Below are 26,580 nucleotides of genomic sequence, written 5' to 3'. Positions count from 1 at the left end.
AAATCATTCAAAAATAAAAAGAAACCCCAAACTTTCAGGGTTTCTCAATCCTATTACGTCTGTAGTTCTTGTGTTATCTACCACTATTGCTCGTGGAACCATTACTTCCGTTTCTATTCGTGGTTGTTGAATTTGTACCTGATGTACCCGTTTGTTGGCCATTCGCAGGTGCCTCTGTCTTCTTCGTTGGGTTCTTCGGCACGCCGTCGAGTCCCACTTCTGCATCATACGCATCGAAAATTTCACGTGCGATCGGGGCTGCCCCCTGTCCGCCGTATCCACCTTCCGGTACAACGACAGCGACAGCAAGCACTGGATTATCCGCAGGAGCATAGGCGATAAATACCGCATTCTCAACTGTTAGATTTCCGCCAACCGTCTGTTGGGATGTACCTGTCTTACGATTAAAGGAATAAGGGAAGCCTTCAAATCCAGTTACTTTAACTTTGCTCATTCCTGCTTCAATGGTCTTCCAATGGGAATCGTCAAACTTAACCTCGTTAAGTACCTCAGGCTGGAATTTCTTCACAGTATTACCGTCTGTATCTTGAATTTCTTTCACGAATTGTGGCTTTAATCGTTTACCATGATTCGCAAGCATCGTGACGTACTGTGCCAACTGCAGCGTCGTATATCGACCTTGCTGACCGAAGGATGAGTAAACCATTGCGGATTGATAACTATCTCGTTCCGCAGAATTATAATAATCAATAATCCCTGTATTTTCATTCAGAAGACCGCTTTGAGTTGATACACCCAGCCCGAACTGCTTCATGTACTCATCCCATTTCTCGACGCTCTTTTTGCCGTAACGGTTAATCAACCCATCACCAACCATCGAGGCCATAAATGCATTGGAGGATTTCTCAATCGCTTTACTGGCTGTAATCGGCCCATTTGCCTTACTCGAAGCATTTCTTACCTTTACCTCATGACCTTTTTTACCAAACTGGAAGAATCCATGGTCCTGATATACAGTACGTGAAGTAAATAATTGCTCCTGTAATCCTATTAATACGGATAGCGGCTTTATAACCGAACCTAGCGGGACAATTGAAGACGGATGCTTGTTCTGTTCCTTCTGCGTCTTATATTTCTGCGATACCGAACGAATCGTCCCATTCACATAACGGCTCTCAATCTCGTTATAATCATCTGTACTAATCTTGCCCCCACGCCATATATTCGGATCGTAATCCGGCATACTAGCCATCGAAACAACATTTCCTGTCTTCACTTCCATCGCAACCGCATAACCTGCACGTGGATTCGGTTTAAAACCGCGTGACATGTAGGCATTATCATTGATTCGTTTAATCCCATCCATAATTGCCTGCTCGGTTTTCATTTGGACATTCTTATTCAAGGTTAAAATTAAATTATCACCTTTGACTGGCTTCGTAAGCTCCATCGGTCCAATTATCCGGCCTGCGTTGTTAACAGGGAATTTCTTAATACCGTTCTTACCGCGCAGTTCCTTCTGGAACAATAACTCCAGACCGTCAAATCCGACATCTTCGTTTTGCAAATATTTCTCGTCTGATTTAGCATCTAGATTGCTGCTCTCTTCTTCAATTTTTCTATAGTAGTCGAGACCACCCTGTGGATTGATCGCGGATTTATATTTCTTCAGATAACCGACCAATTGAACAGCCACTGTATCGGGATCATAGTTCCGAATGCTTTCTTCGACAATATCAATGCCTTTGAACTCTTCCTTATGCTGCATGAAATAAGCGATTTCCTTCTGTGTCAGACCGGATTTAATCCGCCGAGGCACATAACCATAATTGAGCCGTGATTCGACATCCATCTGGTAGCGAATATCGTCTTCGTTCATCTGAGGCACGTTCGGATCTCCGTATTTATCGAATACCTTTTTCAAGCTGGATATGATTTGATTTAATTCTGCTTTATTCTCGTCCAAGGTATAATTCTTATTTAGCGTAAAATATAAAGACTGTGTCGAGGTGGAATAAGCGATAGGCTCCCCGGTTGAATCATAAATCGATCCGCGAATCGGAGGAATAGAGACTTCCTTATAGCCCATACGATCCGCCATCGCCTTCAATTCCGGCCCTTCGACGAATTGTAAAATAGCAAGTCTCACAATTAATACCGAGAAGACAATAAATGAAATGAAGAAAAATATATTAAGCCGCAGAGAGAAGTTCCGTCGGTTCGTGATTTCCCGTTTTTGCTGGTCATCCATCGAATGATTGCTCATACTTCGTTAATCCTTCCTTTTTACCAAATGTCCATTAAAACTACCAGAAGTAGTGTACCATATTTCACCCCTCTATTGCATCTTTACTATGATTCTTGCCACACAAAAAAACGCCTCGATAATTTCATCGAAGCGTTTCCTATGTAGCGAATGAAATATTACTTGGTCGCCTGCTCCATAAACGATTTGACCGTCGCATCATTTAGGCTCATTTCGCCGAGCGATATGCCACGGAATGACACCTTCACTTTATCTTCCTTCGCTTTCCCTGTGATTTCGAGGTTATCTGTCTTTATGCTATAAGTTCCGTCATCATTTTGTGTATATTCAGCATTTTCGGCTTCTTTCAGCATGGCGTTCATCGCTTGATCTTTGAGTGTCTGAACGGCATCATCTTTGACCGTCGTAACAACCTTATTAAGATCATCAATTGTATACCCGCTGTAGATCGCCACCCCAAGGATGATTCCGATTACGAGCACCCATTTCAATACCGTCTTCAGGAAGCTAACGACTACGAATAGGACAACGACTGCAACGGCAAGCAGCATCCAATTTTCTTCGAGAAACTTCATGATTACTTCTTGACTCATGGTATTCCCTCCTTTCCACATCTTAACATTATACATGATAGCCATTTTATTCGTAAATCTTACCTTTGAATTAAAATAAGGGCATAAGTTCGTCCCGCGAGGCGTACAAGTAGATAGCAGAGGAGATTACAAATAATTGTTCATCAAAAGTTGGATTTTTTGAACTACCTTTAAGGAGTGAGTGGCTGTGAAGATTGCTATATGGCTGTACCTGTTCTTATTCGTCGCTTTCTTTGATCTGCATGCGCAGTATCCTATATTAACACCTTTTGCAATTTCTCTCGGGGCCGCCCCGTCCTTTATCGGTCTCATGATGGGGATTTACTCATTCACGCACCTGCCTGGCAACTTACTTGCGGGGATAGGTGTAGACCGTTACGGCAGCCGAATTTTCATTCTCGGAAGTTTATTTGGTGCGGGTCTAATTCTTCTGTTCCAAGCGCATGTGACGAATCCATGGCAACTGCTCGTACTACGCTCCATCAGCGGATTCGTGCTCGCCTTCCTCTCTCCTGCCTGTATGTCTCTCCTCGCAAGACTTGCTCAAGATCATATCACGCAAGGAAAGCTCATGGCTGGCAATGGTCTAGTCCATACGTTAGCCTCTGTTGTCTCTCCTGCAGCTGGGGCACTCCTCGTAGCGAAAATTGGCTTCTCTCAAGCCTTTAGTGTTCTGGGTTGGGTCTTAATTGCTGTCGCAGCAATTGCCGTCTTTGCCATTCATGATCGACCTGCAGCAGTCACTGATTCCCAAGAGGCGATTACGCTCCCTGAAAATGCGCCAATACAGCAAATGCCGTGGAGATTCTTCATCTTGCCGCTTGCCATCTCCTGTTCACAAGGCATTCTGTTCTTTGAGCTGCCCCTGATGAAAGAAGCACTTGAATCGATCATGAAAGCTGGCGTTTTTTTCTCCGTCATCAGTCTTGGCGCTTTACTTACACTCAGCTTACTGTTCTTGAATCGATTTTCGCCTTATGTGAGAACATGGATCGGCAGTCTGTCTCTTGCCATTTCTTTTTTTGTTATCGCGATTCCTACGCCATTCCCCTTAATCGTACTTCTCTTTGTTGTCGGGATGTCGAAAGGTATCATTTTCCCAGCTATGTCCTCCTACCTTATTGAACTGAGTGGCGGCACGCGTTATGGGCAGATGTTCTCCACGATGTCAATCGCATCGTCTATTGGTTATTTTTTCGGACCTTTATTAGCAGGAAATCTGCGCACCTTCGTCTCTCCTTACTTTATTGCATTTTTCATTCTAATGACCGCACTCGTCATCCTGCCTGCGCATCATAGAACACGCACGCAACTCACGCCAACATTGCATGAATAGGGATTCACCCATTTTCATAGGCATAGGTATTCGCACAGCACGATAGCCCTCTCCACACATACTATAACATTGTCTCTAACAAGAGCTTGAAAGAGAGGTGACTTAAATGGGTTTCGATAATTGTGGAATTATATCCCCAGTAGCTGTATCGCCAGTCGTTCCTTGTGGTCCTGTCGTAGGCGGTGTTGGATGCGGTGGTTTGGGGACGACAACTGGTGTGATCTTGGTGTTGTTCATCTTGCTCGTTATTATTCTTCGCGCTACACGCTTATAATGTTGTGACTCCTTGATTTTTTGCGAAGTTGCGATTCTTTCCTCTACCCTTGGGCTCGCGATGTGCGGGCCTTTTTTTGTTATGATCGCATTTATCAGTTTGGGGTCCCGCAAAGTACCTGAATTTGCTTCGAAGCCAAAGTACCAATTCGTGCGGTAATTTTGCATAAAGCTTGTCTAACGCTGTACACTATTGATAAACGGTACACGATCCAATTGTTAAATATCGACATTTCCCGGGGAATATATACAGATCAGAAACGAGGGATGCAGCATGGAGACCATAATAATCGTCGAAGGAAAGAACGACCGTAGCCGGCTGAAGCGGTTATTGTCGCCTGACATCACCATACTCTGCACATACGGCACCCTGAGCACAGATCGTCTAGAAGAATTAAAGCGGAAGGTTGGAGATGAGGCAGTCTATTTGTTCATGGACAACGACACATCAGGCAAAAAAATACGAGCCATCCTGCGCGATGCGTTTCCTGATGCAGAGCAAATCTATACAAGGCGTGGGTACGCGGGTGTTGAAGGAACACCTGATGAATACATCATTCAACAATTAGAAAAAGCGGGGTTGGAGGAGTATATACAATACCCCGACCCAACCCCGTTCTGATTAATGAAGTTTTAAATCGCCTGCTTTGATAACGAAGTATCTCGAGAAGATGATTCGACATCGAATCTTGAACTCAACCGAAAACTCCTGTACTCACGTAGTCTCGCCTACGCTCCGTTTCCTCGTTTTCTAGTTTCATTCAACCTTCTCGGTTCTGAAAACAGACGATTAAAAACACCTATTTATTTTCTTTTACTTATGCGCTGTATCGATGATCATGATGATGAAGACCACCATGAGATAGTTGATCGACATGAAGAAATGTTTCTTCGCCCAAATTTCGTCGACCTTTGCCTTAAATCCGCTAAAAGTCATGAATAACCATGCCGCGGAAAGCAATGTTGCAACGCACAAAAAGATCCAACCGACATATCCATATACATAGAATAAGATGGATACAAGCACGAGCAACGCGACATAAGGAATCATCTGGAACTTCGTGCGGCGAATACCTTTGACAACAGGTAATAACGGGAAACCCGCAGCACGATATTCTTCCACTCTACGGATGCCTAGCGCCCAGAAATGCGGCGGCTGCCATAAGAACAACAGAGCGAATAACAAGATCGCCCCCATATCTATAGCGTTCGTTACTGCAACATACCCGATAACCGGTGGCATGGCCCCCGAAATTGCACCCACGGATGTGCTCCATGTCGAAGTACGTTTAAGCCATAACGTATAAATTCCACCATACACCAACATTCCGACAAGACCAAGTACACCTGCTAATACGTTCGTGAATACGAAGAGGACGGCAAGCCCGAGAACTCCAAGCACAATGGAATACCATAACACAACAGTCGGTGTTAATCGGCCTGTTGGAAGCGCGCGGTCACGCGTGCGTGTCATTTTCATATCCAATTCACGATCGTAATAATTGTTAAAAGCACAAGAAGAAGCCATAACAAGCGTTGTACCAAGCAACATCCAGACGAGACTGACAAAGTTAATATCCCATTGCGATGCTAGCCAGAAACCGCCGAATGCAGCAATCAAATTCGAACGTAAAATCCCAGGCTTAATCACATTAATAAAATCTTTCCAGGAGCCTGCTTGTATCGAAACTTGAGAAAGGGGTGCCGAGTCGGAAGAAGGAGCTTGGTAACTCAACTGTTTATCCACGTTTGAAGATCCTCCTCTAATAATTACAATTACACTACTGTGAGATTTATCATATCAAATGCATTCGATGTTTGACAATGTTCGCCGTCACAGTTCATCAATTTGACAATACATTGATAGGATTTAGGAAGTAATCTACGACTTCGCTCATATTAATATGTATTTCCGTTCATAATAAGTTTAAATATGGTAAATATTGAATAGAACATCATCATGAAGGAGAGAACGATTTGGATACAGGCACACATCTTGTTATGGGCCTTGGTATTGCAGGCCTATCCTATATCGATCCCGCTGTCGCAGCGGATCCTGCTCTGGCATCTGCCGTATTCTTTGGTGCAGTCATTGCAGGGCAAGCGCCTGATTTCGATGGATTTCTTCGACTCAAGAGCAACACCTTGTACATTCGTCATCACCGTGGCATTACGCATTCCCTCCCCTTCCTCCTGCTATGGACAGTCCTGATTACAGGGATTTTCTCCTTCTTATGGGGCTTTGCATGGGGAAGCGCTGCGATCTTCCATCTCGGCTTTTGGGTCCTTCTATCGACTTGTTACCATGTCTTCTCCGACCTATTTAACACGTACGGGACGCAGGCGGCCAGACCGTTCTCCTCCAAATGGATTTCGTGGAATATCATTCACATCTTTGATCCGACCATATTCACGACCCATGTTATCGCCATTGTGTTATGGGCATTTGGACTCGCCAAACCCGAGGTTATCTTTCCCATTCTCTACGGATTCATCGCAATATATTATGTATGGCGAACCGTCGTCCACTGGATTCTAGAACGCCGGTTACCAGAGATAGATCCTGACCATGCACCAGGCGATACGTACATTGCAATCCCAACCGTTTCACTAACGCATTGGCATATCGTCAAAACCAGACAGGACGGATGCTTTATTCTTGGTCATTATGACCGTACAGGACTTCGATTTATGGAGACAGCTGAATGCTCAAACCATGCGGCAGTCGAAGGATCCAGAGCAGATCCAACCGTTCAATCTTTCCTCTATCTAACGAATTATGCTTGTGCCGAGGTACGAGAAATCCGTGCTGGCTATATTGTACGCTGGTCCGATGTTCGCTATCGGCATCGCAAACAGTATCCGTTCGTTGCTATTGTAATGATGGATCGTGAGTTCAAGACAATTGATTCCTATGTTGGTTGGATCAGTGACAGCCAAATTCAGAAAAAATGGAGCCTCTTGTTATCTTAGAATTGAAGAAGCACGCTATCTATTGACGCATTCGTTCGAATGCGTCAATATTATGTTCGAATGGAATTTGCCAAAAAGAAAGACCCAGAGCAGTCTGCTCTGAGCCTCTCTCTTATGGATGCTTAGCGAATGCGGTTCGATGAGGAGCCTGCAAGAGACTGCTCAGCGATTTGCACAAGGCGCTTCGTGATATATCCACCAAGGGATCCTGCTTCACGAGAAGTAACATCGCCATAGTATCCACTGGAAGGGATTGAAACACCCAATTCTTGTGCAGCTTCCATTTTCAATTGCTCAAGAGCTGCTGAAGATTGAGGTACAACTAAAGAGTTACGTCCATTTGCCATTCGTAAAAACTCCTTTCACCCTGCTTCTAAAATATGTTTGCTTGCAAGCTTGCAAACTTATTATGACCTTCTTCTAGAATGTTATTCTCAGATATTCAGCCAAATTTGATGGAGGGTATTTCCAAATGACAAAGTCGCTATCGCTCCTTTTTGCCGTCATTAATATCTTGTTCATGCTAGCTATCGCCATCTCCATTGCCATCAGTATATGGCTGGTCTTGTTATTCACGTTATGCCTCATTGGATTCATGGGATTTAGCTTCGCTATGAAAGCACGCCTCGATCGCAAAAAAGCGGAGTGAATCACTCCGCTTTTGCTTTAGTTTAGGATTTTAAGTTTTCGGGGTTATTTAAGGGAGCAAAAAGCCCATCCGTTCCTTCACATCGCGTACGGTCTGATCTGCCACAGCAGCAGCACGTTCAGCGCCCTGACGCAGAATGTTATGAATCTCGCCAGACTCACGGATCTCGCGATAGCGCTGCTGCAGCGGCTCAAGGACCGATACAACAACTTCTGCTAAATCCTTTTTAAACGCCCCATAGCCTTGTCCCTCGTATTTCGCTTCAATCTGTTCAATGGACAACCCCGCACAATGCGAGTAGATGCTGAGTAGATTACTTACTTCCGGTTTGTCCGCAGGATCGAATTTCACTTCACGACCTGAGTCTGTTGTTGCCCGGCTAATTTTCTTCCGAACCACATCTGGCGGATCCAGAAGTGCGATGAAGCTGCCAGGGTTCGGATTGCTCTTACTCATTTTCTTTGATGCGTCATCCAGTGACATCACGCGTGCACCAATCTTCGGAATATAAGGCTCTGGTACAGTGAAATAGTCTCCATAACGACTGTTGAACCGACCTGCTAGATCACGAGTCAATTCCAGATGCTGCTTCTGATCATCTCCTACAGGTACTAGATCCGCGTTGTAGATCAGAATATCTGCAGCCATGAGCGCTGGATAGACGAACAACCCCGTGCCAATCGACTCTTTGCCGGCTGACTTATCTTTGAACTGCGTCATCCGCTCTAATTCACCCATATAGCTTAACGTCGTTAATAACCAACCTAGCTCCGCATGCCCGCGCACATGGGATTGCATGAAGATGTTCGCTTTGGTCGGATCGATCCCTGCGGCCACATACAATGTTGCTACCGCCTCCGATTGTTCGCGCAGCGCAGCCGGATCTTGTGGCACAGTAATTGCATGCAAATCCACCACCATGAAATAACATTCATGATCATTCTGCAACTTCACGAAATTCTGCATCGCTCCAATGTAATTTCCGAGGGTAAGCTGACCGCTCGGCTGAATCCCTGATAATACTTTTTTCATTTCCTATGACCTCCTTCATTCCTTATCAAACAATACAAAAAGGCCTCCCGCCGCAAGGGACGAGAGACCGTGGTGCCACCCTAATTTATCTGCTGCCAGTCATTCCTCAGCAGCAAATCTTTCGTATTCCGTAACGTGGAACTGACGGCTGGCATACTAGACCCGGCTTACGCAAGTAAGCTCCATAATCGTTCTGCGCTCAGCACTCCAGGGTCCATTCGGTTCATGTGATACACCGGTTCGCAGCCAACACCGGCTTTCTGAAGTATCATTCCATCAACTTACTTATCCCTTTCACGGCTTTAAACAGATATTTGCGCTAATCATAACAATCTGACCCCTAATTGTCAATCAAGAAGGGCCACTGTGAACCTAGGTGCACTTATGACTTTACACGGAACATCTGGTATGATGAAGTAATGAGATGTCGGTTATTATCAATAAAAGGAGTTGAGCAACTATGTATCAAGTGACGAAAGGCCAGTGGAGCGGACAAGATACATACATATTAAATAGCGATCAGCTTGCCGTTACCCTGCTGCCTGGGCTTGGAAATAATGTGATTCGAATTTGGGACAAAGTGCTAGAGCGCGATGTACTGCGTAAACCGGAAGAATCAGATTATGAGTTCTACATGCAGAAGCCTTATCACTTTGGGATTCCGATCTTGATCCCGCCTGGCCGTATTCGCAGAGGCAAATTCGAATATTCTGGCGTACAGTACCAATTCGACCAAAATACAGCCAACAATAATCATATTCACGGCCTGCATCGGACACAATCTTGGAAGGTTACCGATTTGCAGGAGCAAGATGATTACTGTTCGATTACAACAACTTTCTATACGAAAGAAGATCCCAATTGGATCCGTCAATACCCTACCCCATTGAAGCTCGAAGTCGTTCTTGAGCTCCGGGGCACAGAATTGAAGCAAACATTGCATGTTCAGAATCTAGGAGAGCAATCTGCTCCGTTCGGATATGGCGTTCATACGTGGTTCATGATCGATGGGACTCCAGATCAATGGAATGTACAAGTCCCTGTTGACGCAATCTATGCATTAGATGAGGAACTGATTACAACAGGCGAAGTCGTATCACTCGGTGAATTTAGCGAATTGCCTAACGGATTGAACTTACAAGGAGTCAACTTGGATACAGTCTTCCGCGGCACTCAAGATCAACCCTTCGAGGCTCAATTAACGCGCAATGACGGACTCAAGATCAAATATAGCGCAAATCAACCATACTTCAAGCATTGGGTATTATATACAAAAGGTGAGGCCGATCAATTCATTTGCTTAGAGCCATACACCTGGTTAACTGATGCGCCTAACTCCAAATTCGGCAGTGATGTTACAGGATTAATCGACATGCAGCCGCAGGAGCAAATTGAGCTCACGATTACACTTGATATCGAACATCCATAACATAATAAAAAAGCAATGCCGGTTTACGCTTTACAGGCGCTAACCATGGCATTGCTTTTTTTGATTCGAATTACATCCCATAAATACGTTGAATGCCTAATTCTTCGAACACAGCATCCATCGAAGATTCGAGGGGAGCGTCCGTAACACAAGCGTGCAATTGATCTAGCGGAGCTATCGAGAATAAAGAGGCTTTGTTGACCTTCGTGCGGTCGAATACCGCAATTGTATGCTTCGCACGGCTCATGAGCATTCGCCCTGTCTGTGCCTCGAGCTCAGAATACGTCGTAATCCCCTGCGCCGCAGATATTCCATCCACTCCAATAAATAACTTCTCGATATTCAAATGTGCGATCGTCTTCTCCGCAAGTGGTCCGCAAAGCTCAAAGCTCTTATTCCGCATAACCCCTCCGACGACAACGACTTGAATCCCTTCGCTATCCGCAAGTTCCATCGCGATATTGACAGCATTCGTGACGACGGTCACGCCATGACGCTGCTTCAGTTCCCTTGCAATGAGGAACGTTGTGGTACCACCAGTCAGACAAATGCTGTCTCCTTCTTCAATAAGCTCAACAGCTTTGCTGGCAATGGCTTCCTTCTCGAGCCACAAATGCTGCTTCTTCTCTGCAAAAGGCATTTCACGAATAGGGGAGATCCCATCGAATAGTGCCCCGCCAATCGTACGTATAATTTCGCCTTTGCGATCAAGCAGATCGAGATCTCGACGCGCCGTTGCCTCAGAGCAGTCGAACTGATCAATAATTTCCTGTATCGTGATACGACCTTGTTGTTTCAACAATTGCAACATTTGTTGTCTTCGTTGCTCGCCTTTGGAAGGGTTCAAGCCTGCCATCAATTATCACACCTACTATTTATATTTCTACGAATTGCGTAAGATTTCTTGGATCATCTGGATTAAGTCCTAATTTCATCGCTGTATAGTAGCCATTATACTGAATCCATGGTAAGTATAGCACACTTCTTGCTTCATCGCTAAGCGATTGTCCACCTGTTTCAAGTACAAGATCAGCAAAAGTGGTATCGCTTCCTGCAGCTGCCGTAATGATCACGACAGTTGCACCGTAGCCTTTCATTTCACGAGCGACTTTAAGCTCGAACTCACGTGCAGACTCCGACAACATTAATACGACTTGCGAGCCTGGTTCGATAATGGATTTCGGGCCGTGACGGAACTCAAGCGTACCGTAAGCCTCTGTCCATGTGCAAGTCATCTCTTTCAATTTCAAGCACGCTTCAAGTGCAAGTCCACCAAAGGCACCCATACCAAGGAACACTGTACGGGAGAATTCACGGGTCTGAACCCAATCTTTCATGACATCATCGGCTTTTTTGACAAGAGCTGCATCAAGGGCCAACACTTGCTCAAGTTCAGCCATCAATTCTGGTTTGCCTGCCACAAGAGCAATCGCTGCTTGCATCATGAATGTCATACTGCTAAGCGATTTCGTCATGACGGTACTTTTTTCTTTTCCCAATGGAGATAGAAGACAATCCGTCATTTGCGCCATTTTACTCGTCTCGTGACAAGTGATACCGCAATGATCCCAGTTCGCAACGTCTTTGAACGAATCCAGAGCAATGATCACTTCATGAGATTCACCAGAACGAGATACCCCTACAATTAGAAGCTTCTTATTCACATTCAATGTCTGTTCACGGAACAAGAAGATGTCCGAGGATGGATACGCTGCCGCACTGCGTCCTGTCCATTTGCGGTAAGTAGCAGCCATTGTAAGCGCTTGATAGTAGGACGAACCTGATCCAATGAAAATAACTTCCTCGTACTTCTCATTTCCTATATATTGGGCCACCCAATCTTTCTGCTGTTGCAATTGTTCCCATGCTGCATTTAAAGCTTCGGCTTGAGCACTAATTTCCGTATACGTAAGTTCACCTGCACCAATTGACACTGTTAAAGTCCTCCTTTATAATCGAGTTAATGAAATTATAAATCATATTTTTGATTGTTTCAATCATTTTATTGGGAGGGTTTATGAAATGGGTCATTTGATATCATCAACAAGAATGCTTGAAGTCGCGCGGGCAAACGGATACGGTGTTACAGCCTTCAATGTCCATACATTAGAAATGCTGCAAGCCGTCGTCGAAGCAGCTGAGGAAGCACAGGCTCCACTCATTCTTCAGACAACGGTAGGAACAGTAAAACACCTAGGACCGGAATATATCGTAGCTGCTGCACAAGTCGCTGCCAAGCAGTCTTCCATCCCGATTGCACTGCATTTGGACCATTGTACGGACTATGAATTGCTTGTCCAATGTATTCGTGCAGGCTATACTTCCGTGATGATCGATGCGTCCATGCATCCATTCGAAGAGAACGTTCGTCGTACGGCTGAAGTGGTACGCGTTGCTCGTGCAGCAGGTGTGAATGTCGAAGCTGAACTGGGCAAAGTCGGCGGCGTTGAAGATGATATTATCGTCAGTGAAGAAGATGCACGCCTTGCAGATCCTAACGAATGTGTGGAATTTGTAGAACGGACGGGTGTAGCTACTTTTGCACCAGCGATCGGTACAGCGCATGGCATTTACAAAGGTGAGCCGAATATCGCATTCCATAAACTTGAGCAAATTTATAATCTCGTTCAAGTTCCACTTGTCTTGCATGGCGGTTCCGGTATCCCTGCTGAGCAAGTGAAACGCTGTGTCGCGCTGGGTATGGGTAAAATGAATGTTGCAACTGAACTGCGTATTGCATTCTCCGATGCGATCAAGCATATTTTCGAACAGAATCCAAATGAAAATGATCCTCGTAAATATATGGTTCCAGCAAAACAAGCAGTGAAGAAATTAGCTCTCGAGAAAATGCAGCTTACAGGTTGTGTAGGACGGGCGAAAGATGTCTATATCTAATCCGAATATGAATTCACGAATTGTGACCGTGACATTAAATGCAGCGATTGATAAGACTTACACGGTACCTCAATTTAATCTGAATTATGCCTATCGCGTGAATGAAATGGTAGCGACTGCTGGCGGCAAAGGAATTAATGTTGCCAGGGTCGCTTCGACCTTACAGCAGCCTGTTATCGCATCTGGTTTTGTTGCAGGTTCCCAAGGACGTTTCATTACGGAGGGACTGAATCAAGAAGGAATTACACATGATTTTGTTGAGGTTCCGGGCGAGTCGCGAGTATGTATCACCATCTTAGACCCTGCCAGACCCAATGAACAGACGGAGCTTCTCGAGCCTGGGCCGCGAATTACGCCAGACGCGATTGATGCGTTGTCATTGAAATTGCAAGAGCTCGCGAAGACTTCTACCTGCATGGCTTTCTCAGGAAGCTTGCCGATGGGTTGTCCTACGGACACCTACGCAAAACTCATTCGGGATGTGAGGACCAGTAATCCGGATCTTCGGATTGTACTCGACGCAAGCGGTGATGCCCTCGTCGCTGGACTCGAAGCGAAGCCTTTCCTCATCAAACCCAATGAACATGAAATTGAGAAGTTTGTCGGCAAGAGCATCCAGTCGCCTGATGAACTGCACGAGTGCATTCTCTCATTAATGGCTGACGGCGTCGCTTGTGTCGTCGTGTCTCTAGGAAAAGACGGCGCGATTGCTGGCTATGAAGGCAAGCTATATCGCGTCACCTTCCCACCGCTCGAGATTGTAAATCCCGTCGGAAGCGGCGACTCCATGGTCAGTGGTATGATAATTGCCCTAGAACGCGGCTATAGCATTGAAGATACGCTGCGACTAGGCTCTGCGTGCGGCAGTGCAAATGCGCTGATGATTGGTGCTGGCTCTGTTCAACCGATAGATGTCGAGCGATTGTTCGCGAATGTCCACGTCGAAGTAATTCCTGTTGAAGGCTAGAATATAATAGAACACCTCCAGAATTGATGTTCGATTCTGGAGGTGTTCTTCATTTTTGTACGTATGCGAATCACGAATTAAATTTAAATAATTATGAGTCCAAGTTCGATCCGACATACACATTCGTATTACGTTGGTTCATTCGAATCATGACGTTCGCCATATTGTAATGCGATTCAAATTGTGCGCTTGCGATAAGCATCTGTTGGCGAATTGTAAAATCGAAACAAATTTCTCCGTGGGTCCAGCCCTTCTTGAAGTTCAAAGCCTCAATAGCCATATTGCGGAATGCTCTCTGCTGTGATGCGTCTAGGCCCTTAGAAGGTCTACTCCCAGTGCTTTCGATACAATCAATTGGATTATGACGTATGCCAAATTTACCAATTGTATTGTTTCGAATTTGAAGGAATAATGTTCCCGAAGTTAAGGTACCTAGCTCCTCACCCAGTTCTTTAAACGCCATGTCAGTCTGTCTAGCAAGAGAAATTTGTTCTAAATTCAATTAATTCCCTCCCATTCTGTTGTCGGTTTAGGTAATAATTTGTAGGACTTATTCCTCATTATACGGAAGAATTTTCCTTTTTACAACAATTTAATACAAAATATTGGAATATATTTTAAATTGTGAAAATCGTTCTTATAGACCATTTCTGTATTGACTGATATAATATGGATTAATCTTCCCATAAAGGAGCGTTCATATGAACTGGTTCCATTCTTTATCTTTTAAGCTTAAATTACTAATTGGCTGTTACACGCTTGTAGGTATTTTCTCCCTTGCGACAATTATCCTACTCCTGACAGCGGGCGGTTCATTTATTCCCGGATTGATCGTCATTGTTGTGTTGGTCGCAGCTAGCTATCCGCTCATCAATTGGCTGGAACAGTTATTAACAGAACCGATTGTGAACATCTCTCGTGTTGCATTGAACATTTCCAAAGGGGACTTCTCCACCAAAATCAACGTATCATCGAATGATGCACTAGGACAATTAGGGCATTCGTTCAACAGTATGATCGATAAATTGAAAGAAATCCTGAATGATACATCGAATATTTCCCGACTCGTCGCTGACGCAAGCCGAGATATCTACTATAAGAACAACAACATGAAGCTTGTTATGGAACAAGTCGCCTCCTCTTCCAATGAGCTTGCAACAGGCGCATCGGAGATTTCGGAAGATGTCGCATCCGTATCGGAATCCATCAAGGATATCGAGAGCAAAGTCGAAGCTTATGCCAACTCGACCAAAGCGATGAATAATCGCTCCGAGCAAACGATCCAGCTCGTCGAGAAAGGTCGAAGCGCTGTCGAAAGCCAGAGCCACGGCATGGAGAAAAATATTGAAGCGACGGCAAATGTTGCGATGACGATAGAAGAATTGGCGAAGCAAGCCGATGGGATTACGAAAATTACGAAGACGATCTCTGAAATTGCTGAGCAGACGAATTTGCTGTCCTTGAACGCATCAATCGAAGCCGCTCGTGCTGGTGAGCACGGCAAAGGATTCGCGGTTGTTGCTCAAGAAGTACGTAAACTGGCTGAAGAATCCTCCGCATCGACGAAAGAAGTCTTCCTACTCGTTCGCGGTATTGAGCAAGGTATTAAGAAAGCGATCACAAATATTCAGACGAATGAAAATATCGTTCAAATTCAGACCGAACTTATTCGTGAAACCGAGCGCGTATTCGCAGAGATTGTGAACAGCGTCAGATTCATTACAGAAGAAATTTATAACTTCTCCAAAGAAAGCGATGTCATGCTTGAAGGTGCACAGAAAATCTCAAGCACGATTGAGAACATATCAGCTATTACGCAACAATCTGCAGCTGGAACAGAGCAGGTCTCAGCTTCCATGAATGAACAGATTCAATCCGTTCTCGCCATGGTTGAGCAGACAGAGAAGATGCAGCAAGTCGTTGTTCAGTTGCAACGAACGATATCCGTCTTTAAACTCTAATACATACATACGAATGAACAGGGCTGAACTTCAGTCCTGTTTTTTCAAATCAAATTATAGAAATGAGGCACCTTAGATGAAAACACCTTATGAAATTGTAGATGCAACCTTAGCTGATCTGGATCGTATTGTTGAAATTTACAACTCCACCATAGCGGGACGCATGGTGACGGCGGATCTTGAGCCCGTCACTGTGGAGAGCCGTATGACATGGTTCGATGAGCATTCACCAGAATTCCGCCCTTTGTGGGTTTTGAAACAGGATGGGCGAATTGCAGCATGGTTAAGCTTCCAATCCTTCTATGGCCGCCCAGCATACAATGCGACAGCTGAGATTAGCATCTATATTGCTGAGGAATACCGAGGGCAAGGGATCGGAAATCTCCTCATTCAACGGGCGATTGAAGCATGTCCAAGGCTTGATATCCACACCTTGTTAGGGTTCGTATTCGGTCATAATGAACCTAGCTTGGCACTGCTTCGCAAGTTCGGCTTTGAGGCTTGGGGAACCCTGCCGCGGGTAGCGAATTTGGACGGGATCGAGCGTGATCTGGTGATCGTGGGGAGAAGAATTTAAATTGAGAGTGTGAGCATAGGTGGAGGAGATGGGATCTCTCTACAGCCGATTCTTGTCCGCCATTTGCTTTGATGAGATAGAAGGCGGTAAATGGCTCCCAAAGAGCGAACGCAGGCTCCTACACGAGTTCCCTCCCTTCCCTTTTATGCCCTATAGCTCACAAGAGATTTAAATACTTCTCCTCTAGTGGAGGGAGTAGGGAGTGTGAGCGTAGTCGGGAGGAGATAGGGTCTCTCTACAGCCGATTCTTGTCCGCCCATTGCTTATATTAGATAAGATCGATGCAATGGGCTTCCAAAGATCGGACGTAAACTCTTCCGTGAGACCCCACCCTCCTCCTCTTCGCTCACTAAAATAAGCAAAGGAGGCAGCGACCACGCTGCCTCCTTTTTGTTCAATTAATACCTCTTATACATGCCCACAGAACGAGGAGCCGTATGAGCAAAACCATATTTCTGATACAGCTGATCCGCTGGAACATCTGCGATCAGACTCACATAGGAGTTCGTTGGTGCATGCGTATCCAAGTAATTCATGAGCTCAGCCATTATCGTTTTGCCATAGCCTTTTCCTTGGTATGCTGGGTCTACGGCAATATCTACGATTTGATAAAAACAACCACCATCACCAATGATCCTTCCCATTCCTATAAGCTGTTTATCCGCATTTCTCAACGATACGGCGAAGACGGAGTTTTGCAGTCCGATCTTCGCACCTTCTATACTTTTCGGACTTAGTCCTGCTGTGACGCGGAGTGCCATATACTCATCTTCATCTGGTACCTGATGAAAGACATCGATTGAAGGATTCATAAGCTTATTCTGTCATTGCCATGAACTCACGAACATCGGCGATCGAGAGATCCACTGCTTTTTGCCAGAATTCTGGCTTCGTCAGATCGACGCCTAGATGCTTCTGAGCCAATTCCTCAACCGTCATACGTGCTGTATCCCGCAGCAAATCGATATAACGCTGCTCGAATGCTGCACCTTCTTGCATCGCTTGCGCATAAATACCTGCGCTGAACAAGTACCCGAACGTATACGGGAAGTTATAGAAAGGCACATCCGTGATGTAGAAATGAAGCTTCGACGCCCAGAAGTGCGGATGGTACTCGGAAAGTGCATCACAAAAAGCTTCCTTCTGTGCCGCCACCATCAGCTCATTCAATTCCTCAACTCCGACGAGTCCTTCCTTACGCTTCGCATAGAAACGCGTCTCGAACAAGAACCGTGCATGAATATTCATGAAGAATGCGATGGAGTTCTGAATTTTATTTTCGAGCAATGCCAACTTCTCATCGTCGCTCTTCGCCATCTTCACAACAGAATCTGATACGATCAATTCCGCGAAGGTTGATGCCGTTTCTGCCACATTCATCGCATATTCTTGCGCCATCGCTGGCAATCCATCGGTCACGTATTGATGATAGGCATGCCCTAGCTCATGGGCTAACGTTGAGACATTTGAAGGCGTTCCCGCATACGTCATGAAGATCCGCGTCTCTTTGCTCACCGGCAATGAAGTACAGAATCCACCAGGACGTTTACCTGCACGATCTTCGGCTTCGATCCAACGCTTCTCGAACGCTTGAACGGTGAAATCCGCCAGTTTAGGACTGAATTTGCGGAATTGTTCTTCAATGATCTGTGCACCTTCATCATAGGAAATCACTTGACTCGAAGCACCCACAGGTGCCTCGACATCCACCCAGCTTAGACGTTCCGTACCGAGAAGCTTCGCTTTCCGATTCAAATACTCGATGAAGATCGGTTTATTCTTAATGATGACATCCCACATGACATTCAATGTCTCTTCAGACATCCGGTTAATGGCAAGCGGCTCTTTGAGGATCGAATCCCAGCCGCGTTTCTCATATAATTTCAGACGGAACCCTGCCAAGTGATTCAAGGCATCGCCACAGAAATCTGCTTTCTCGCCCCATGCCTCTTCCCACTTCTTGAACATTTCAGCGCGAACTTCACTGCTGCCATCTGACAATTTATTGTACGCTTGACCGGCGGACAAGTGCGTTGTCTTATCGCCTTCTTGCCAAGGAATCTGTACGCTGCCGACAATCGTGTTATACAACTCTCCCCATGCATGATACCCAGAAACCGCAAGATCCCCTGCAAGTGCTTCGAGCTCTGGAGACAGTTTTTCTTTGGCCCATTCGCGACGTTCATTCAAGTTAAATGCTACCTCAGCGATCTCTGGCTGCTTCAGCCACTCGCTCCAGACTCCGTCATCCAACGAACGGATTTGCTCATCAAACACCGTCATGACGGACAATAACTGCGCATTGATTGTCGTAACACGTCCTACGAGCATGGTCGCTTTTTTATCCTTCTGATTCTCTGCTGTTAGACAAGAAGCGAAGGAAGCTGCCTCACGAACACGAAGCGTAATATCTTGAAGCGATTGAAGCGATGCTCTAAATGAATTCACATCTGTAGAACCAGCAGCCGATGTCAATTGTTGTTGGAGTCCCTTAATATCGCTCTCGATCTGTATTAGAAATTGTGCGAACGAGTCCGAGGAGGATCCTCCAGCAAAGATGGATTCTAAATCCCATGTTTGTTGTAATGGTTGTTGCATGAATTTTTCACCTGTCCTTTTGTCCATTTCTGATGAATGGTATACTGGAATAGCATTGAATTGCATTTGAATTGAACCCGAATTATTGTCCCACAAAGGAGGAACTGTATGAAACCTTTACAAATATCGCCTGAAACCGCTATCGCATTGTCTAAGAAGCTTGGTGTCCCGCTTGAGCATTTAATGCATATGCCGCAACATATTCTAATGCAGAAAATTGCCGATCTTGCCAAAGCTGATACAGCAATAACAGACGCCCCGTCTAAAGAGGATAAGCAATGATTCCGTTCGAAAATACATGGCCTTATGAACAGATCATGAACGATATTTACATCCACGCCTGCCCATTCTGCAGCAAAGAGAATGTTCTCTTGCCCTTGAAGCCGAAGGAGCTGCAAGACATTCATGACGGGAAAAAGAAGCTGCTCGTCTTCCCGTGCTGCTCGCATCGTGTTACCTTGGTCGATATGGATCATGACTATCTGCTAGCATCGGAACCTCTACGAGGACGGCGGTAGACTAGAAATCAAGATGAAGACGCAACAAAGCCGCAATCCAAACCTAGGACATTCCATTCTTCATGGTACGTGCGGCTTTGTTGCGTCCATTATGTATATAAGTACTAATTACTTCGCTTCGCTCAATTCCTCAGACAAATCCATATGCTGCTCCTGCATTTCTTCGCGAAGGAGTTTCCACTGTTCACGTGACGCATGAATCATCGCAGAATCCACAATATTCTTATCGTTGATTACACGAGAGAACCATTTCACGGCTTCATGATTGTTGCCCACGCGGCGATATAACTCTCCGATGAGATACAATAACCTCGCGTTATTCGCACCCACCCCATCCAGCTCATAAACATGAATATACGCCTCAAGCGAGAATTTCAGGAATCTCTGCTCTTGTTCGGTATTCTCTTGATAACGATAGAGCCAGGCAATATGCTGCAGCAGACTGGCAATAAGCCTTTCAGAATCTTGAATCGTCTGCGCGCACAAGAGCGCAAGTTGATAGGTCTCAAGTGCTTTCTCCCATGTCCGTTCTCCGCCATACTCACGCTGGACCCAGCGCGGCTGTATTTGTTCAGCAAATGCTTTTCGCTGCTTATCTGTCAGCTTTTCCGTCCCATTCTCCGTCGAAGCATAGCCGCAATTCGGACAGACCCGTACAACATAAAAATCTGGATTGGCTTCTTTATAATGCGAACAAAAATCGCTATCTGTCTTGTACGGTTTCTTAAGACTTTGGCGTACGCGTGAAGTACGATATTCCATTTCACAGAAAATACAGTTCACTTTAATTTGATAAAGCGGTTCGAGCGCCATGTGTCTGCCTCCAATATAGTCTAAGGTGTATTCACAAAATGATAAGCCGGACCTGATAATCTCTCTAACACAAAATTGCGCAGACTATCCTCAATTTCAATTTCTTGTAGCGCTTCGTTCATACACTGGAGCCAAGCATCCGCGTGCTCCTTCGTCACCGGGAAATGCATATGTCTAGCCCGCATCATAGGATGTCCGTACTGATCAGAGTATAAAGAAGGGCCTCCAAAAAACTGGCTCAAGAACATATACTGTTTCTCTTGCACAGGCATAATATCTTCTGGAAACAGCGGTACGAGCAGCGCATTGCGCTGCACGCGTGGATAGAAGGCTGCCACCAAGCGACGAACAGAATCCTCACCACCCAAAGCTTCGTAAATTGTACTATTCGGTTTCACGTTCCACCCATCCTCTCTTTATCTTCGTTGCCTCATTATTATAACAAAAATAAACGCGCTGCATATCTGCTAAATGTTACTCGAGTATACACAAAAGAAATCCGTGCCTCATAGACACGGATTTCCTTATCTCATAGCCTCAGGCAGTCAGATAACAGCCCTACATCATGGTTCTAAAGGTCTAGCTATCCCACTCTTCTTCGCCGGGTGTTAAAGACGCTCTAATAACATAAACAAAAGCACATACGAGAATGCCCGCCACAAGACTCATCTTCATCACACCACTTTCTAAAAAATGTATTTCTGCCGTTGACCCCTCTTTTTTCGTATATAGTTCTATTGTAGCATAGGATGCGAAAAAATAAACGTGTTTTGTAACCGTTTTCTTAAACTATTTTTCATCCCTTGTCCTATCCAAAGGTCATGTTTGTCCTGCTTTTTTCATATATTGACTAGGAAGAACTCTAACATTTTGACGAGCAGGAGGCTTACCCATTTGCGATTACGATTAACAATGACACCTATCATTGCTTTGATAACATGTGCAATTGTCGTATTCATGATCATTTTTCCGAGCGCGACCCTGGAATCCTCAGTTCGCGGTCTTGCCATTTGGTGGGATGTCCTGTTTCCTGCTCTGTTTCCCTTCTTTGTCATTTCGGAAATGCTGCTTGGCTTCGGAATTGTCCATTTCGTGGGCACCCTATTGGATCCGCTGATGCGTCCGATTTTTCGCATTCCTGGGACAGGCGGGTTCGTCGTTGCGATTAGCTTCGCTTCCGGCTATCCTGTAGGCGCCAAATTAACGGCTCAACTCTGGGATCAGAAACTGGTCAATCGAGAAGAAGGGGAACGGCTTGTTGCCTTTACGACAACTTCAGACCCGATCTTTCTCATCGGTGCTGTATCTGTTGGCTTTTTCCAAGATGCCCGTGTTGCGCCTATTCTTGCACTTGCTCACTATGGTGCGGGGATACTTATTGGTTTTCTTATGCGATTTCATGGTGCACGTTCATCTTCGACGAAGTTCATGCAGCCCTCAACGGGAGTATCCAGAGAAAGCCGAATCCGCCTTGCCATTCGCGCGATGCATCAGGCACGGCTTCGTGATGGCCGAGATCTAGGGAAGCTATTGAGCGATTCCCTCCAATCCTCTTTGAAGCTCATGATGGTCGTCGGCGGGCTTGTCGTCTTTTTCTCTGTTATACTCGAATTACTCACCTCCGCGCACGTCATGAACGGCATGTATAGTCTGATTCAGTCCATCTTGGGGTTGTTCGGCATGCCACCTGAAATGTCCAAGTCGATTATGAACGGCATCTTCGAGGTTACACTCGGTGCAAAATCGGCCGGAACCGCGGGAATTGACATTCCGCTTATTACCAAGCTTGCCGTTGCCGCCTTTGTTCTCTCTTGGGGTGGGTTATCCGTACACGCCCAAGTTGCAAGCATTCTGAACGCAACGAACTTACGCTATTGGCCTTTCCTCATCGCAAGATTCGCACACGGGATCCTCGCCATGATCTTTGTCTTCTTATTCTACAAATCCTGACAAACAAACATTGTATTCTCTCTGCAGATTGATTATGATCTAATGAGGCAAGCATATCATTTTCACAAGACAAAGGGGCTCTTATTCCATTGAGATACAATGTGCAAAATCGTAATGATGAAATATCCAACCAACTCACAGCGAATTTTCATCGCTTGGCTGCGGATCGCGGTATGAAATTTGATGAAGAAGCACCCGAAGTTGTCGTATCGATCGGCGGCGACGGCACGATGCTGCACGCTTTTCATAAATATAGCGATCAATTGGATCGTATTTCTTTCGTTGGGGTCCATACGGGGCATTTGGGCTTCTATGCCGATTGGCAAGCCGATGAACTAGAACAGCTCGTTAACTTGATGGCAGGTACGAAGCTCCCAGACTCGATTACACCTCGCATTGTACAATACCCGCTCATTGAGCTAGAGATTGTCAGCGAACATGGCCTCGAGAAATATCAAGTCCTGAATGAGTTTACGTTAAAAGGGGTCGACGGTACACTCGTAGCCCAAATCGATATCAATGATCAAATATTCGAAATGTTCCGTGGGGATGGCATCTGTATCTCAACACCATCAGGCAGTACGGCTTATAACAAAAGTGTCGGCGGCGCTCTGATCCATCCGAGTATTGAAGCACTGCAAATCGCTGAAATTGCGTCCATTAACAACCGGGTATATCGTACGCTGGGTTCCTCGCTGATTCTGCCGAAGCATCATCATTGCGATATTTACTCCAGCAAAACTCAACGTCTTATCTTATCACTCGATCATTTAACCATCGCGGTAGATCAACTACAGTCCATTCGTTGTGCTGTATCCGCTCAGAAAGTAAGCTTTGCAAGATTTCGTCCGTTTCCCTTCTGGAATCGGGTCAAACAAGCCTTCATCGGGCAAGGCTTTCAATAAAATAATTAACATTCAAACCAGGTCTGCGTACAACGAGATCTGGTTTTTTATTATGAAATATGTCCCAATAAAAAAAACGAGACTCCCTATTCGGAAGTCCCGCTGCTCGCTTGTACTAGTGGTTGTGTTGATGATGATGGTTGTTGGCCTTTTTCTGCTTTCTCAGGCTTGTTGTCAGCCTTAATTTCAACCTTTTGTTGCTGTTGCTGAGTCTGCTGCTGTTTCTTCGCATGCTGCTGCTTCTGCGCGGGCTGCCCGCCGCCATCCTGCTGCACCTTTTCAGGTTTATCCGATTTCTCGGACTTCTCGGATTTCTCTGGCTTGTCCGTCTTCTCTGTCTTTTCTGGCTTCTGCTCACGCACTTTCTCCACCACGAAATAAGCACATCCGAAGTTGCAATACTCATTAATGTAATCGACCATACTGGCAATCATCGTATCCTTGGTCGCTTTGGAGTTATTATCTCGGAAAAAGCCTTTAAGTCTGAGCTGATTGTATCCCCAGTCGCCAATGATGTAATCGTAACGGTCAAGCACATCACTATATCGTTCTTTGAACGCTTCTGGGTTCCATCCGTTCTTATGATCCGTTATTACCTCATACGTTTTGCCGGTGATATGAATCAAGCCTACCCTCTCCTCGACCCTATGAACTGATTAACACTACATATAAGCTTATACTTGTTGTGCTGCATCTGCCTTCGACGCAGATTGTACTTGCTCATGTGCATGGTACGAACTACGAACTAATGGTCCGGATTCCACATGGCTAAATCCACGCTTCATGCCTTCTTCCTTCAATTTCGCGAACTCGTCTGGATGGTAATATTTCTCGACATTTAGATGCTTCTTCGTCGGCTGCAGATATTGACCAATCGTTAAAATATTACAACCCACGGCACGCAGATCATCCATCGTCTGAAGAATTTCATCCCATTCTTCGCCAACGCCAAGCATAATACTTGATTTCGTTGGGATCTGTGGCTGCATCTCTTTCGCACGGCGCAACAGCTCCAGCGTACGATCATATTTCGCTTTGGCACGTACACGATCCGATAGACGTTCAACCGTCTCGACGTTATGATTCAGAATATCTGGCTTCGCATCCATTACCACGCGCAGCGCATCCTCATTCCCCATGAAATCTGGAATCAATACCTCGACACTACAGAACGGCATTCTACGGCGAATCGCCTTAACGGTCTCTGCGAAGATCATCGCACCGCCATCTTGCAAGTCATCACGCGCAACCGAAGTGACGACACAATGCTTAAGTCCCATCTGTTCCGTAGACTCAGCGACCCGTTCCGGCTCTTGCAAGTCAAGTTCCGTGGGCAATCCTGTATTTACCGCACAGAAACGGCACGCTCGTGTACAAATATCCCCAAGAATCATGAATGTAGCTGTTCGATTCGCCCAGCATTCATAAATATTCGGGCAACGCGCTTCTTCACATACTGTATGCAATGTTTTGGAACGCATCATATTTTTAATTTCGGTATAATTCTCACCGGTTGTAAGTTTTATTTTGATCCATTCTGGTTTACGTTCTCGCTGTTCCGTTGTCATGCTGCTACCTTCTTTCGTATAAATCACATTTGCTTTGGCTCATACCTTCGTAATTATACCACATAATTAGCTTGGATAAAATGAACATCCTTGATTCAACCTAATGATATGATAAAAACATTGGAGGGAACTGTTTGTGCTCTGGAACCATCGAACGTTACGGATCGGCTTACGTTGTCTGGCTGCGACAACCGCAATCAGTCTGTCGATTGTCTTGATTGACACCAATTCCCATCGCATAGCAGCACACGTTAAAGTTGACACTGAGCAAGCATCACCGCCTGAATCAAAGGAAGAGACTCTACGGAAACGAAAAAACATTTATGACAATATTCAAGCTAAGACACGTCTTTCCTGGGACCGACTGGCTGCCATTGACCAATATGAACGTACGATTGCAAAAACACCGAAAAAATCGGCTGCTACTACCATTCAACAACAAGCTACTAATCGAATTACCGCAATAGCTATTCAGGAACCGGCATGGAGCGGCTGGCTAAACCCAGACTATGCAGATCAGAATCCGAAGTCAATCTCGATCTATTCAGGACTTGGCAAAGACGGCTCCGGTGATGGAATTGCAGATCCGACCAACGATCTCGATCTCCTCTATAGTATCGCGTCCTACGTTAGCAGCTATGGAACCTCAGCGGACGATTTCAGCATCGGACTCTGGAATTATTACCATAACTCGAACGCTGTGACACGTATTAATCAGTTCGCCAACATCTACGCGACATTCGGCTATGGAGCCCTTGATGAGCATGCTTTCCCTGTCCCGCTTCATGCGGATTATTCATACCGCAGCACATGGGGGACTTCCCGCAGCTGGGGCGGTTTTCGTATCCATGAGGGAACGGATATCTTCGCAAGATATGGCGTACCTGTACGCAGCACCTGCTATGGGATCGTAGAGACAAAGGGTTGGAATCCATTTGGAGGCTGGCGCGTTGGAATTCGTGATTTGAGTAATTATTACCACTACTATGCGCACTTATCAGGATTCGAGAAGACGCTGAAAGTCGGAGATCTTGTCAAGCCAAGCCAAGTCATTGGTTGGGTCGGCAGTTCGGGATATGGCAAACCCGGGACACAAGGAAAATTCCCACCGCATCTGCATTATGGTATTTACCGAGATCGGGGATGGACAGAGTGGTCCTTCGACCCTTATCCACTCCTACGCAAGTGGGAGAACGATGAACGACGCGCATTGAAAAAGGCAGGCAACCAATAGTGAACTGCACCCCAATTGTTAGACACCATCTAGCAATTGGAGGTGCAGTTTTTTTGTCAAAATTCAATTTAGATTTGAAGAT

Annotated in this window: 29 protein-coding genes and 1 other annotated feature; of the genes, 15 read left to right on the top strand and 14 right to left on the bottom strand. The window is 45.4% G+C overall.

Annotated features, from left to right (window positions below; all coding sequences use genetic code 11):
- Positions 1-73 precede the first annotated feature (73 nt).
- Both ACFQZR_RS09275 and ACFQZR_RS09270 read right to left on the bottom strand, forming a co-directional pair.
- A complete protein-coding gene (locus ACFQZR_RS09275; protein ID WP_379345099.1) occupies positions 74-2,212 on the bottom strand; it encodes a peptidoglycan D,D-transpeptidase FtsI family protein in 2,139 nt (712 codons plus the stop codon).
- 173 nt (positions 2,213-2,385) lie between these two features.
- Positions 2,386-2,820, bottom strand: coding sequence for a hypothetical protein (locus ACFQZR_RS09270; RefSeq protein ID WP_379345097.1), 435 nt, complete (start codon positions 2,818-2,820; stop codon positions 2,386-2,388).
- Positions 2,821-3,007: 187 nt separating this feature from the next.
- Here ACFQZR_RS09270 and ACFQZR_RS09265 point away from each other — a divergent pair, with 187 nt between their 5' ends.
- The 3 genes from ACFQZR_RS09265 (at position 3,008) to ACFQZR_RS09255 (ending at position 5,051) form a co-directional block, all read left to right on the top strand.
- Positions 3,008-4,156, top strand: coding sequence for an MFS transporter (locus ACFQZR_RS09265; RefSeq protein WP_379345095.1), 1,149 nt, complete (start codon positions 3,008-3,010; stop codon positions 4,154-4,156).
- A gap of 106 nt (positions 4,157-4,262) precedes the next feature.
- Positions 4,263-4,430: a hypothetical protein gene (locus ACFQZR_RS09260; RefSeq protein WP_379348942.1), complete on the top strand. Its 168-nt coding sequence runs from the start codon at positions 4,263-4,265 to the stop codon at positions 4,428-4,430.
- A 273-nt stretch (positions 4,431-4,703) separates the two neighbouring features.
- Positions 4,704-5,051, top strand: a complete 348-nt coding sequence (locus ACFQZR_RS09255) for a toprim domain-containing protein (protein ID WP_379345093.1) — start codon at positions 4,704-4,706, stop codon at positions 5,049-5,051.
- 192 nt (positions 5,052-5,243) lie between these two features.
- Here the strand turns inward: ACFQZR_RS09255 and cyoE are convergent, their stop codons facing one another.
- Complete coding sequence (cyoE, locus tag ACFQZR_RS09250) at positions 5,244-6,176, bottom strand: heme o synthase (protein WP_379345091.1); 933 nt, start codon at positions 6,174-6,176, stop codon at positions 5,244-5,246.
- Positions 6,177-6,406: 230 nt separating this feature from the next.
- Here cyoE and ACFQZR_RS09245 point away from each other — a divergent pair, with 230 nt between their 5' ends.
- Positions 6,407-7,402 (top strand): metal-dependent hydrolase, encoded by a 996-nt coding sequence (locus ACFQZR_RS09245; RefSeq protein ID WP_379345089.1) that lies wholly within the window; start codon positions 6,407-6,409, stop codon positions 7,400-7,402.
- Between the two features lie 122 nt (positions 7,403-7,524).
- On the opposite strand, the gene ACFQZR_RS09240 is transcribed toward ACFQZR_RS09245, so the two are convergent.
- A complete protein-coding gene (locus ACFQZR_RS09240) occupies positions 7,525-7,749 on the bottom strand; it encodes an alpha/beta-type small acid-soluble spore protein (protein WP_152396806.1) in 225 nt (74 codons plus the stop codon).
- Between the two features lie 125 nt (positions 7,750-7,874).
- Here ACFQZR_RS09240 and ACFQZR_RS09235 point away from each other — a divergent pair, with 125 nt between their 5' ends.
- A complete protein-coding gene (locus tag ACFQZR_RS09235; RefSeq protein WP_018758907.1) occupies positions 7,875-8,051 on the top strand; it encodes a DUF5325 family protein in 177 nt (58 codons plus the stop codon).
- 48 nt (positions 8,052-8,099) lie between these two features.
- Here the strand turns inward: ACFQZR_RS09235 and trpS are convergent, their stop codons facing one another.
- Positions 8,100-9,083, bottom strand: coding sequence for a tryptophan--tRNA ligase (trpS, locus tag ACFQZR_RS09230; protein ID WP_379345086.1), 984 nt, complete (start codon positions 9,081-9,083; stop codon positions 8,100-8,102).
- A gap of 52 nt (positions 9,084-9,135) precedes the next feature.
- Positions 9,136-9,390: a binding site (T-box leader), on the bottom strand.
- A 153-nt stretch (positions 9,391-9,543) separates the two neighbouring features.
- Here trpS and ACFQZR_RS09225 point away from each other — a divergent pair.
- Entirely contained in the window at positions 9,544-10,512 is a 969-nt protein-coding gene (locus tag ACFQZR_RS09225; RefSeq protein WP_018758909.1) for an aldose 1-epimerase, read from the top strand.
- Positions 10,513-10,582: 70 nt separating this feature from the next.
- On the opposite strand, the gene ACFQZR_RS09220 is transcribed toward ACFQZR_RS09225, so the two are convergent.
- Together ACFQZR_RS09220 and ACFQZR_RS09215 are read right to left on the bottom strand one after the other, a co-directional pair.
- Positions 10,583-11,368, bottom strand: coding sequence for a DeoR/GlpR family DNA-binding transcription regulator (locus tag ACFQZR_RS09220; protein ID WP_379345083.1), 786 nt, complete (start codon positions 11,366-11,368; stop codon positions 10,583-10,585).
- A 19-nt stretch (positions 11,369-11,387) separates the two neighbouring features.
- Positions 11,388-12,446, bottom strand: coding sequence for an SIS domain-containing protein (locus tag ACFQZR_RS09215; protein ID WP_379345081.1), 1,059 nt, complete (start codon positions 12,444-12,446; stop codon positions 11,388-11,390).
- An 88-nt stretch (positions 12,447-12,534) separates the two neighbouring features.
- On the opposite strand from ACFQZR_RS09215, the gene ACFQZR_RS09210 reads away from it, so the two are divergent.
- Together ACFQZR_RS09210 and pfkB are read left to right on the top strand one after the other, a co-directional pair.
- Positions 12,535-13,407 (top strand): class II fructose-bisphosphate aldolase, encoded by an 873-nt coding sequence (locus tag ACFQZR_RS09210; protein WP_018758912.1) that lies wholly within the window; start codon positions 12,535-12,537, stop codon positions 13,405-13,407.
- Positions 13,394-14,374, top strand: a complete 981-nt coding sequence (gene pfkB / locus ACFQZR_RS09205; RefSeq protein WP_379345079.1) for a 1-phosphofructokinase — start codon at positions 13,394-13,396, stop codon at positions 14,372-14,374. The genes ACFQZR_RS09210 and pfkB overlap by 14 nt, the downstream gene beginning before the upstream one ends.
- A gap of 91 nt (positions 14,375-14,465) precedes the next feature.
- Here the strand turns inward: pfkB and ACFQZR_RS09200 are convergent, their stop codons facing one another.
- Positions 14,466-14,876: an O-methyltransferase gene (locus ACFQZR_RS09200; RefSeq protein ID WP_379345077.1), complete on the bottom strand. Its 411-nt coding sequence runs from the start codon at positions 14,874-14,876 to the stop codon at positions 14,466-14,468.
- 199 nt (positions 14,877-15,075) lie between these two features.
- Here ACFQZR_RS09200 and ACFQZR_RS09195 point away from each other — a divergent pair, with 199 nt between their 5' ends.
- Positions 15,076-16,335: a methyl-accepting chemotaxis protein gene (locus tag ACFQZR_RS09195; protein WP_379345075.1), complete on the top strand. Its 1,260-nt coding sequence runs from the start codon at positions 15,076-15,078 to the stop codon at positions 16,333-16,335.
- A gap of 76 nt (positions 16,336-16,411) precedes the next feature.
- Positions 16,412-16,912, top strand: a complete 501-nt coding sequence (locus ACFQZR_RS09190; RefSeq protein ID WP_379345073.1) for a GNAT family N-acetyltransferase — start codon at positions 16,412-16,414, stop codon at positions 16,910-16,912.
- 398 nt (positions 16,913-17,310) lie between these two features.
- Here ACFQZR_RS09190 and ACFQZR_RS09185 read toward each other — a convergent pair whose 3' ends face one another.
- Positions 17,311-17,724 (bottom strand): GNAT family N-acetyltransferase, encoded by a 414-nt coding sequence (locus ACFQZR_RS09185; RefSeq protein ID WP_379345070.1) that lies wholly within the window; start codon positions 17,722-17,724, stop codon positions 17,311-17,313.
- A gap of 4 nt (positions 17,725-17,728) precedes the next feature.
- Positions 17,729-19,510, bottom strand: a complete 1,782-nt coding sequence (locus tag ACFQZR_RS09180) for a M3 family oligoendopeptidase (RefSeq protein WP_379345068.1) — start codon at positions 19,508-19,510, stop codon at positions 17,729-17,731.
- Between the two features lie 108 nt (positions 19,511-19,618).
- On the opposite strand from ACFQZR_RS09180, the gene ACFQZR_RS09175 reads away from it, so the two are divergent.
- On the top strand, positions 19,619-19,792 hold the full coding sequence (locus ACFQZR_RS09175; protein WP_018758919.1) for a YycC family protein: 174 nt from the start codon (positions 19,619-19,621) through the stop codon (positions 19,790-19,792).
- On the top strand, positions 19,789-20,028 hold the full coding sequence (locus tag ACFQZR_RS09170) for a hypothetical protein (protein ID WP_018758920.1): 240 nt from the start codon (positions 19,789-19,791) through the stop codon (positions 20,026-20,028). The genes ACFQZR_RS09175 and ACFQZR_RS09170 overlap by 4 nt, the downstream gene beginning before the upstream one ends.
- A gap of 108 nt (positions 20,029-20,136) precedes the next feature.
- Here the strand turns inward: ACFQZR_RS09170 and ACFQZR_RS09165 are convergent, their stop codons facing one another.
- Together ACFQZR_RS09165 and ACFQZR_RS09160 are read right to left on the bottom strand one after the other, a co-directional pair.
- The gene (locus ACFQZR_RS09165; RefSeq protein WP_379345065.1) at positions 20,137-20,841 is read right to left on the bottom strand and encodes a DUF2225 domain-containing protein; all 705 of its coding nucleotides are present in this window, start codon (positions 20,839-20,841) and stop codon (positions 20,137-20,139) included.
- 20 nt (positions 20,842-20,861) lie between these two features.
- Positions 20,862-21,239, bottom strand: coding sequence for a globin domain-containing protein (locus tag ACFQZR_RS09160; RefSeq protein ID WP_379345063.1), 378 nt, complete (start codon positions 21,237-21,239; stop codon positions 20,862-20,864).
- Between the two features lie 514 nt (positions 21,240-21,753).
- On the opposite strand from ACFQZR_RS09160, the gene ylbJ reads away from it, so the two are divergent.
- Together ylbJ and ACFQZR_RS09150 are read left to right on the top strand one after the other, a co-directional pair.
- Positions 21,754-22,791, top strand: a complete 1,038-nt coding sequence (ylbJ, locus tag ACFQZR_RS09155; protein WP_379348778.1) for a sporulation integral membrane protein YlbJ — start codon at positions 21,754-21,756, stop codon at positions 22,789-22,791.
- A gap of 89 nt (positions 22,792-22,880) precedes the next feature.
- Positions 22,881-23,696 carry an NAD kinase gene (locus tag ACFQZR_RS09150; RefSeq protein WP_379345061.1) on the top strand — a complete coding sequence of 272 codons (816 nt, stop codon included), beginning with the start codon at positions 22,881-22,883 and terminating at the stop codon, positions 23,694-23,696.
- Between the two features lie 86 nt (positions 23,697-23,782).
- On the opposite strand, the gene ACFQZR_RS09145 is transcribed toward ACFQZR_RS09150, so the two are convergent.
- Positions 23,783-24,322: a YutD family protein gene (locus ACFQZR_RS09145; protein ID WP_379345059.1), complete on the bottom strand. Its 540-nt coding sequence runs from the start codon at positions 24,320-24,322 to the stop codon at positions 23,783-23,785.
- Between the two features lie 48 nt (positions 24,323-24,370).
- Positions 24,371-25,264, bottom strand: a complete 894-nt coding sequence (gene lipA, locus ACFQZR_RS09140; RefSeq protein ID WP_026264112.1) for a lipoyl synthase — start codon at positions 25,262-25,264, stop codon at positions 24,371-24,373.
- 136 nt (positions 25,265-25,400) lie between these two features.
- Between lipA and ACFQZR_RS09135 the strand changes: the two genes are divergently transcribed.
- Positions 25,401-26,498, top strand: coding sequence for a M23 family metallopeptidase (locus ACFQZR_RS09135; protein WP_379345057.1), 1,098 nt, complete (start codon positions 25,401-25,403; stop codon positions 26,496-26,498).
- The last annotated feature ends 82 nt before the right edge of the window (positions 26,499-26,580 follow it).

It is taken from the genome of Paenibacillus sp. GCM10027629, assembly GCF_042676425.1.
GTDB lineage: Bacteria > Bacillota > Bacilli > Paenibacillales > Paenibacillaceae > Paenibacillus_K > Paenibacillus_K terrigena.
This window is presented reverse-complemented; position numbering and strand designations above follow the sequence as displayed.

Bases quoted from the DNA above. Each gene is read 5' to 3' on its own strand.
- pfkB (WP_379345079.1), top strand. From the start codon at position 13,394: ATGTCTATATCTAATCCGAATATGAATTCACGAATTGTGACCGTGACA.
- ACFQZR_RS09175 (WP_018758919.1), top strand. From the start codon at position 19,619: ATGAAACCTTTACAAATATCGCCTGAAACCGCTATCGCATTGTCTAAG.
- trpS (WP_379345086.1), bottom strand. From the start codon at position 9,083: ATGAAAAAAGTATTATCAGGGATTCAGCCGAGCGGTCAGCTTACCCTC.
- ACFQZR_RS09225 (WP_018758909.1), top strand. From the start codon at position 9,544: ATGTATCAAGTGACGAAAGGCCAGTGGAGCGGACAAGATACATACATA.
- ACFQZR_RS09275 (WP_379345099.1), bottom strand. From the start codon at position 2,212: ATGGATGACCAGCAAAAACGGGAAATCACGAACCGACGGAACTTCTCT.
- ACFQZR_RS09270 (WP_379345097.1), bottom strand. From the start codon at position 2,820: ATGAGTCAAGAAGTAATCATGAAGTTTCTCGAAGAAAATTGGATGCTG.
- ACFQZR_RS09180 (WP_379345068.1), bottom strand. From the start codon at position 19,510: ATGCAACAACCATTACAACAAACATGGGATTTAGAATCCATCTTTGCT.
- ACFQZR_RS09170 (WP_018758920.1), top strand. From the start codon at position 19,789: ATGATTCCGTTCGAAAATACATGGCCTTATGAACAGATCATGAACGAT.
- ACFQZR_RS09190 (WP_379345073.1), top strand. From the start codon at position 16,412: ATGAAAACACCTTATGAAATTGTAGATGCAACCTTAGCTGATCTGGAT.
- ACFQZR_RS09235 (WP_018758907.1), top strand. From the start codon at position 7,875: ATGACAAAGTCGCTATCGCTCCTTTTTGCCGTCATTAATATCTTGTTC.
- lipA (WP_026264112.1), bottom strand. From the start codon at position 25,264: ATGACAACGGAACAGCGAGAACGTAAACCAGAATGGATCAAAATAAAA.
- ylbJ (WP_379348778.1), top strand. From the start codon at position 21,754: ATGACACCTATCATTGCTTTGATAACATGTGCAATTGTCGTATTCATG.
- ACFQZR_RS09185 (WP_379345070.1), bottom strand. From the start codon at position 17,724: ATGAATCCTTCAATCGATGTCTTTCATCAGGTACCAGATGAAGATGAG.
- ACFQZR_RS09210 (WP_018758912.1), top strand. From the start codon at position 12,535: ATGGGTCATTTGATATCATCAACAAGAATGCTTGAAGTCGCGCGGGCA.
- ACFQZR_RS09165 (WP_379345065.1), bottom strand. From the start codon at position 20,841: ATGGCGCTCGAACCGCTTTATCAAATTAAAGTGAACTGTATTTTCTGT.
- ACFQZR_RS09195 (WP_379345075.1), top strand. From the start codon at position 15,076: ATGAACTGGTTCCATTCTTTATCTTTTAAGCTTAAATTACTAATTGGC.
- ACFQZR_RS09255 (WP_379345093.1), top strand. From the start codon at position 4,704: ATGGAGACCATAATAATCGTCGAAGGAAAGAACGACCGTAGCCGGCTG.
- ACFQZR_RS09220 (WP_379345083.1), bottom strand. From the start codon at position 11,368: ATGGCAGGCTTGAACCCTTCCAAAGGCGAGCAACGAAGACAACAAATG.
- ACFQZR_RS09260 (WP_379348942.1), top strand. From the start codon at position 4,263: ATGGGTTTCGATAATTGTGGAATTATATCCCCAGTAGCTGTATCGCCA.
- ACFQZR_RS09240 (WP_152396806.1), bottom strand. From the start codon at position 7,749: ATGGCAAATGGACGTAACTCTTTAGTTGTACCTCAATCTTCAGCAGCT.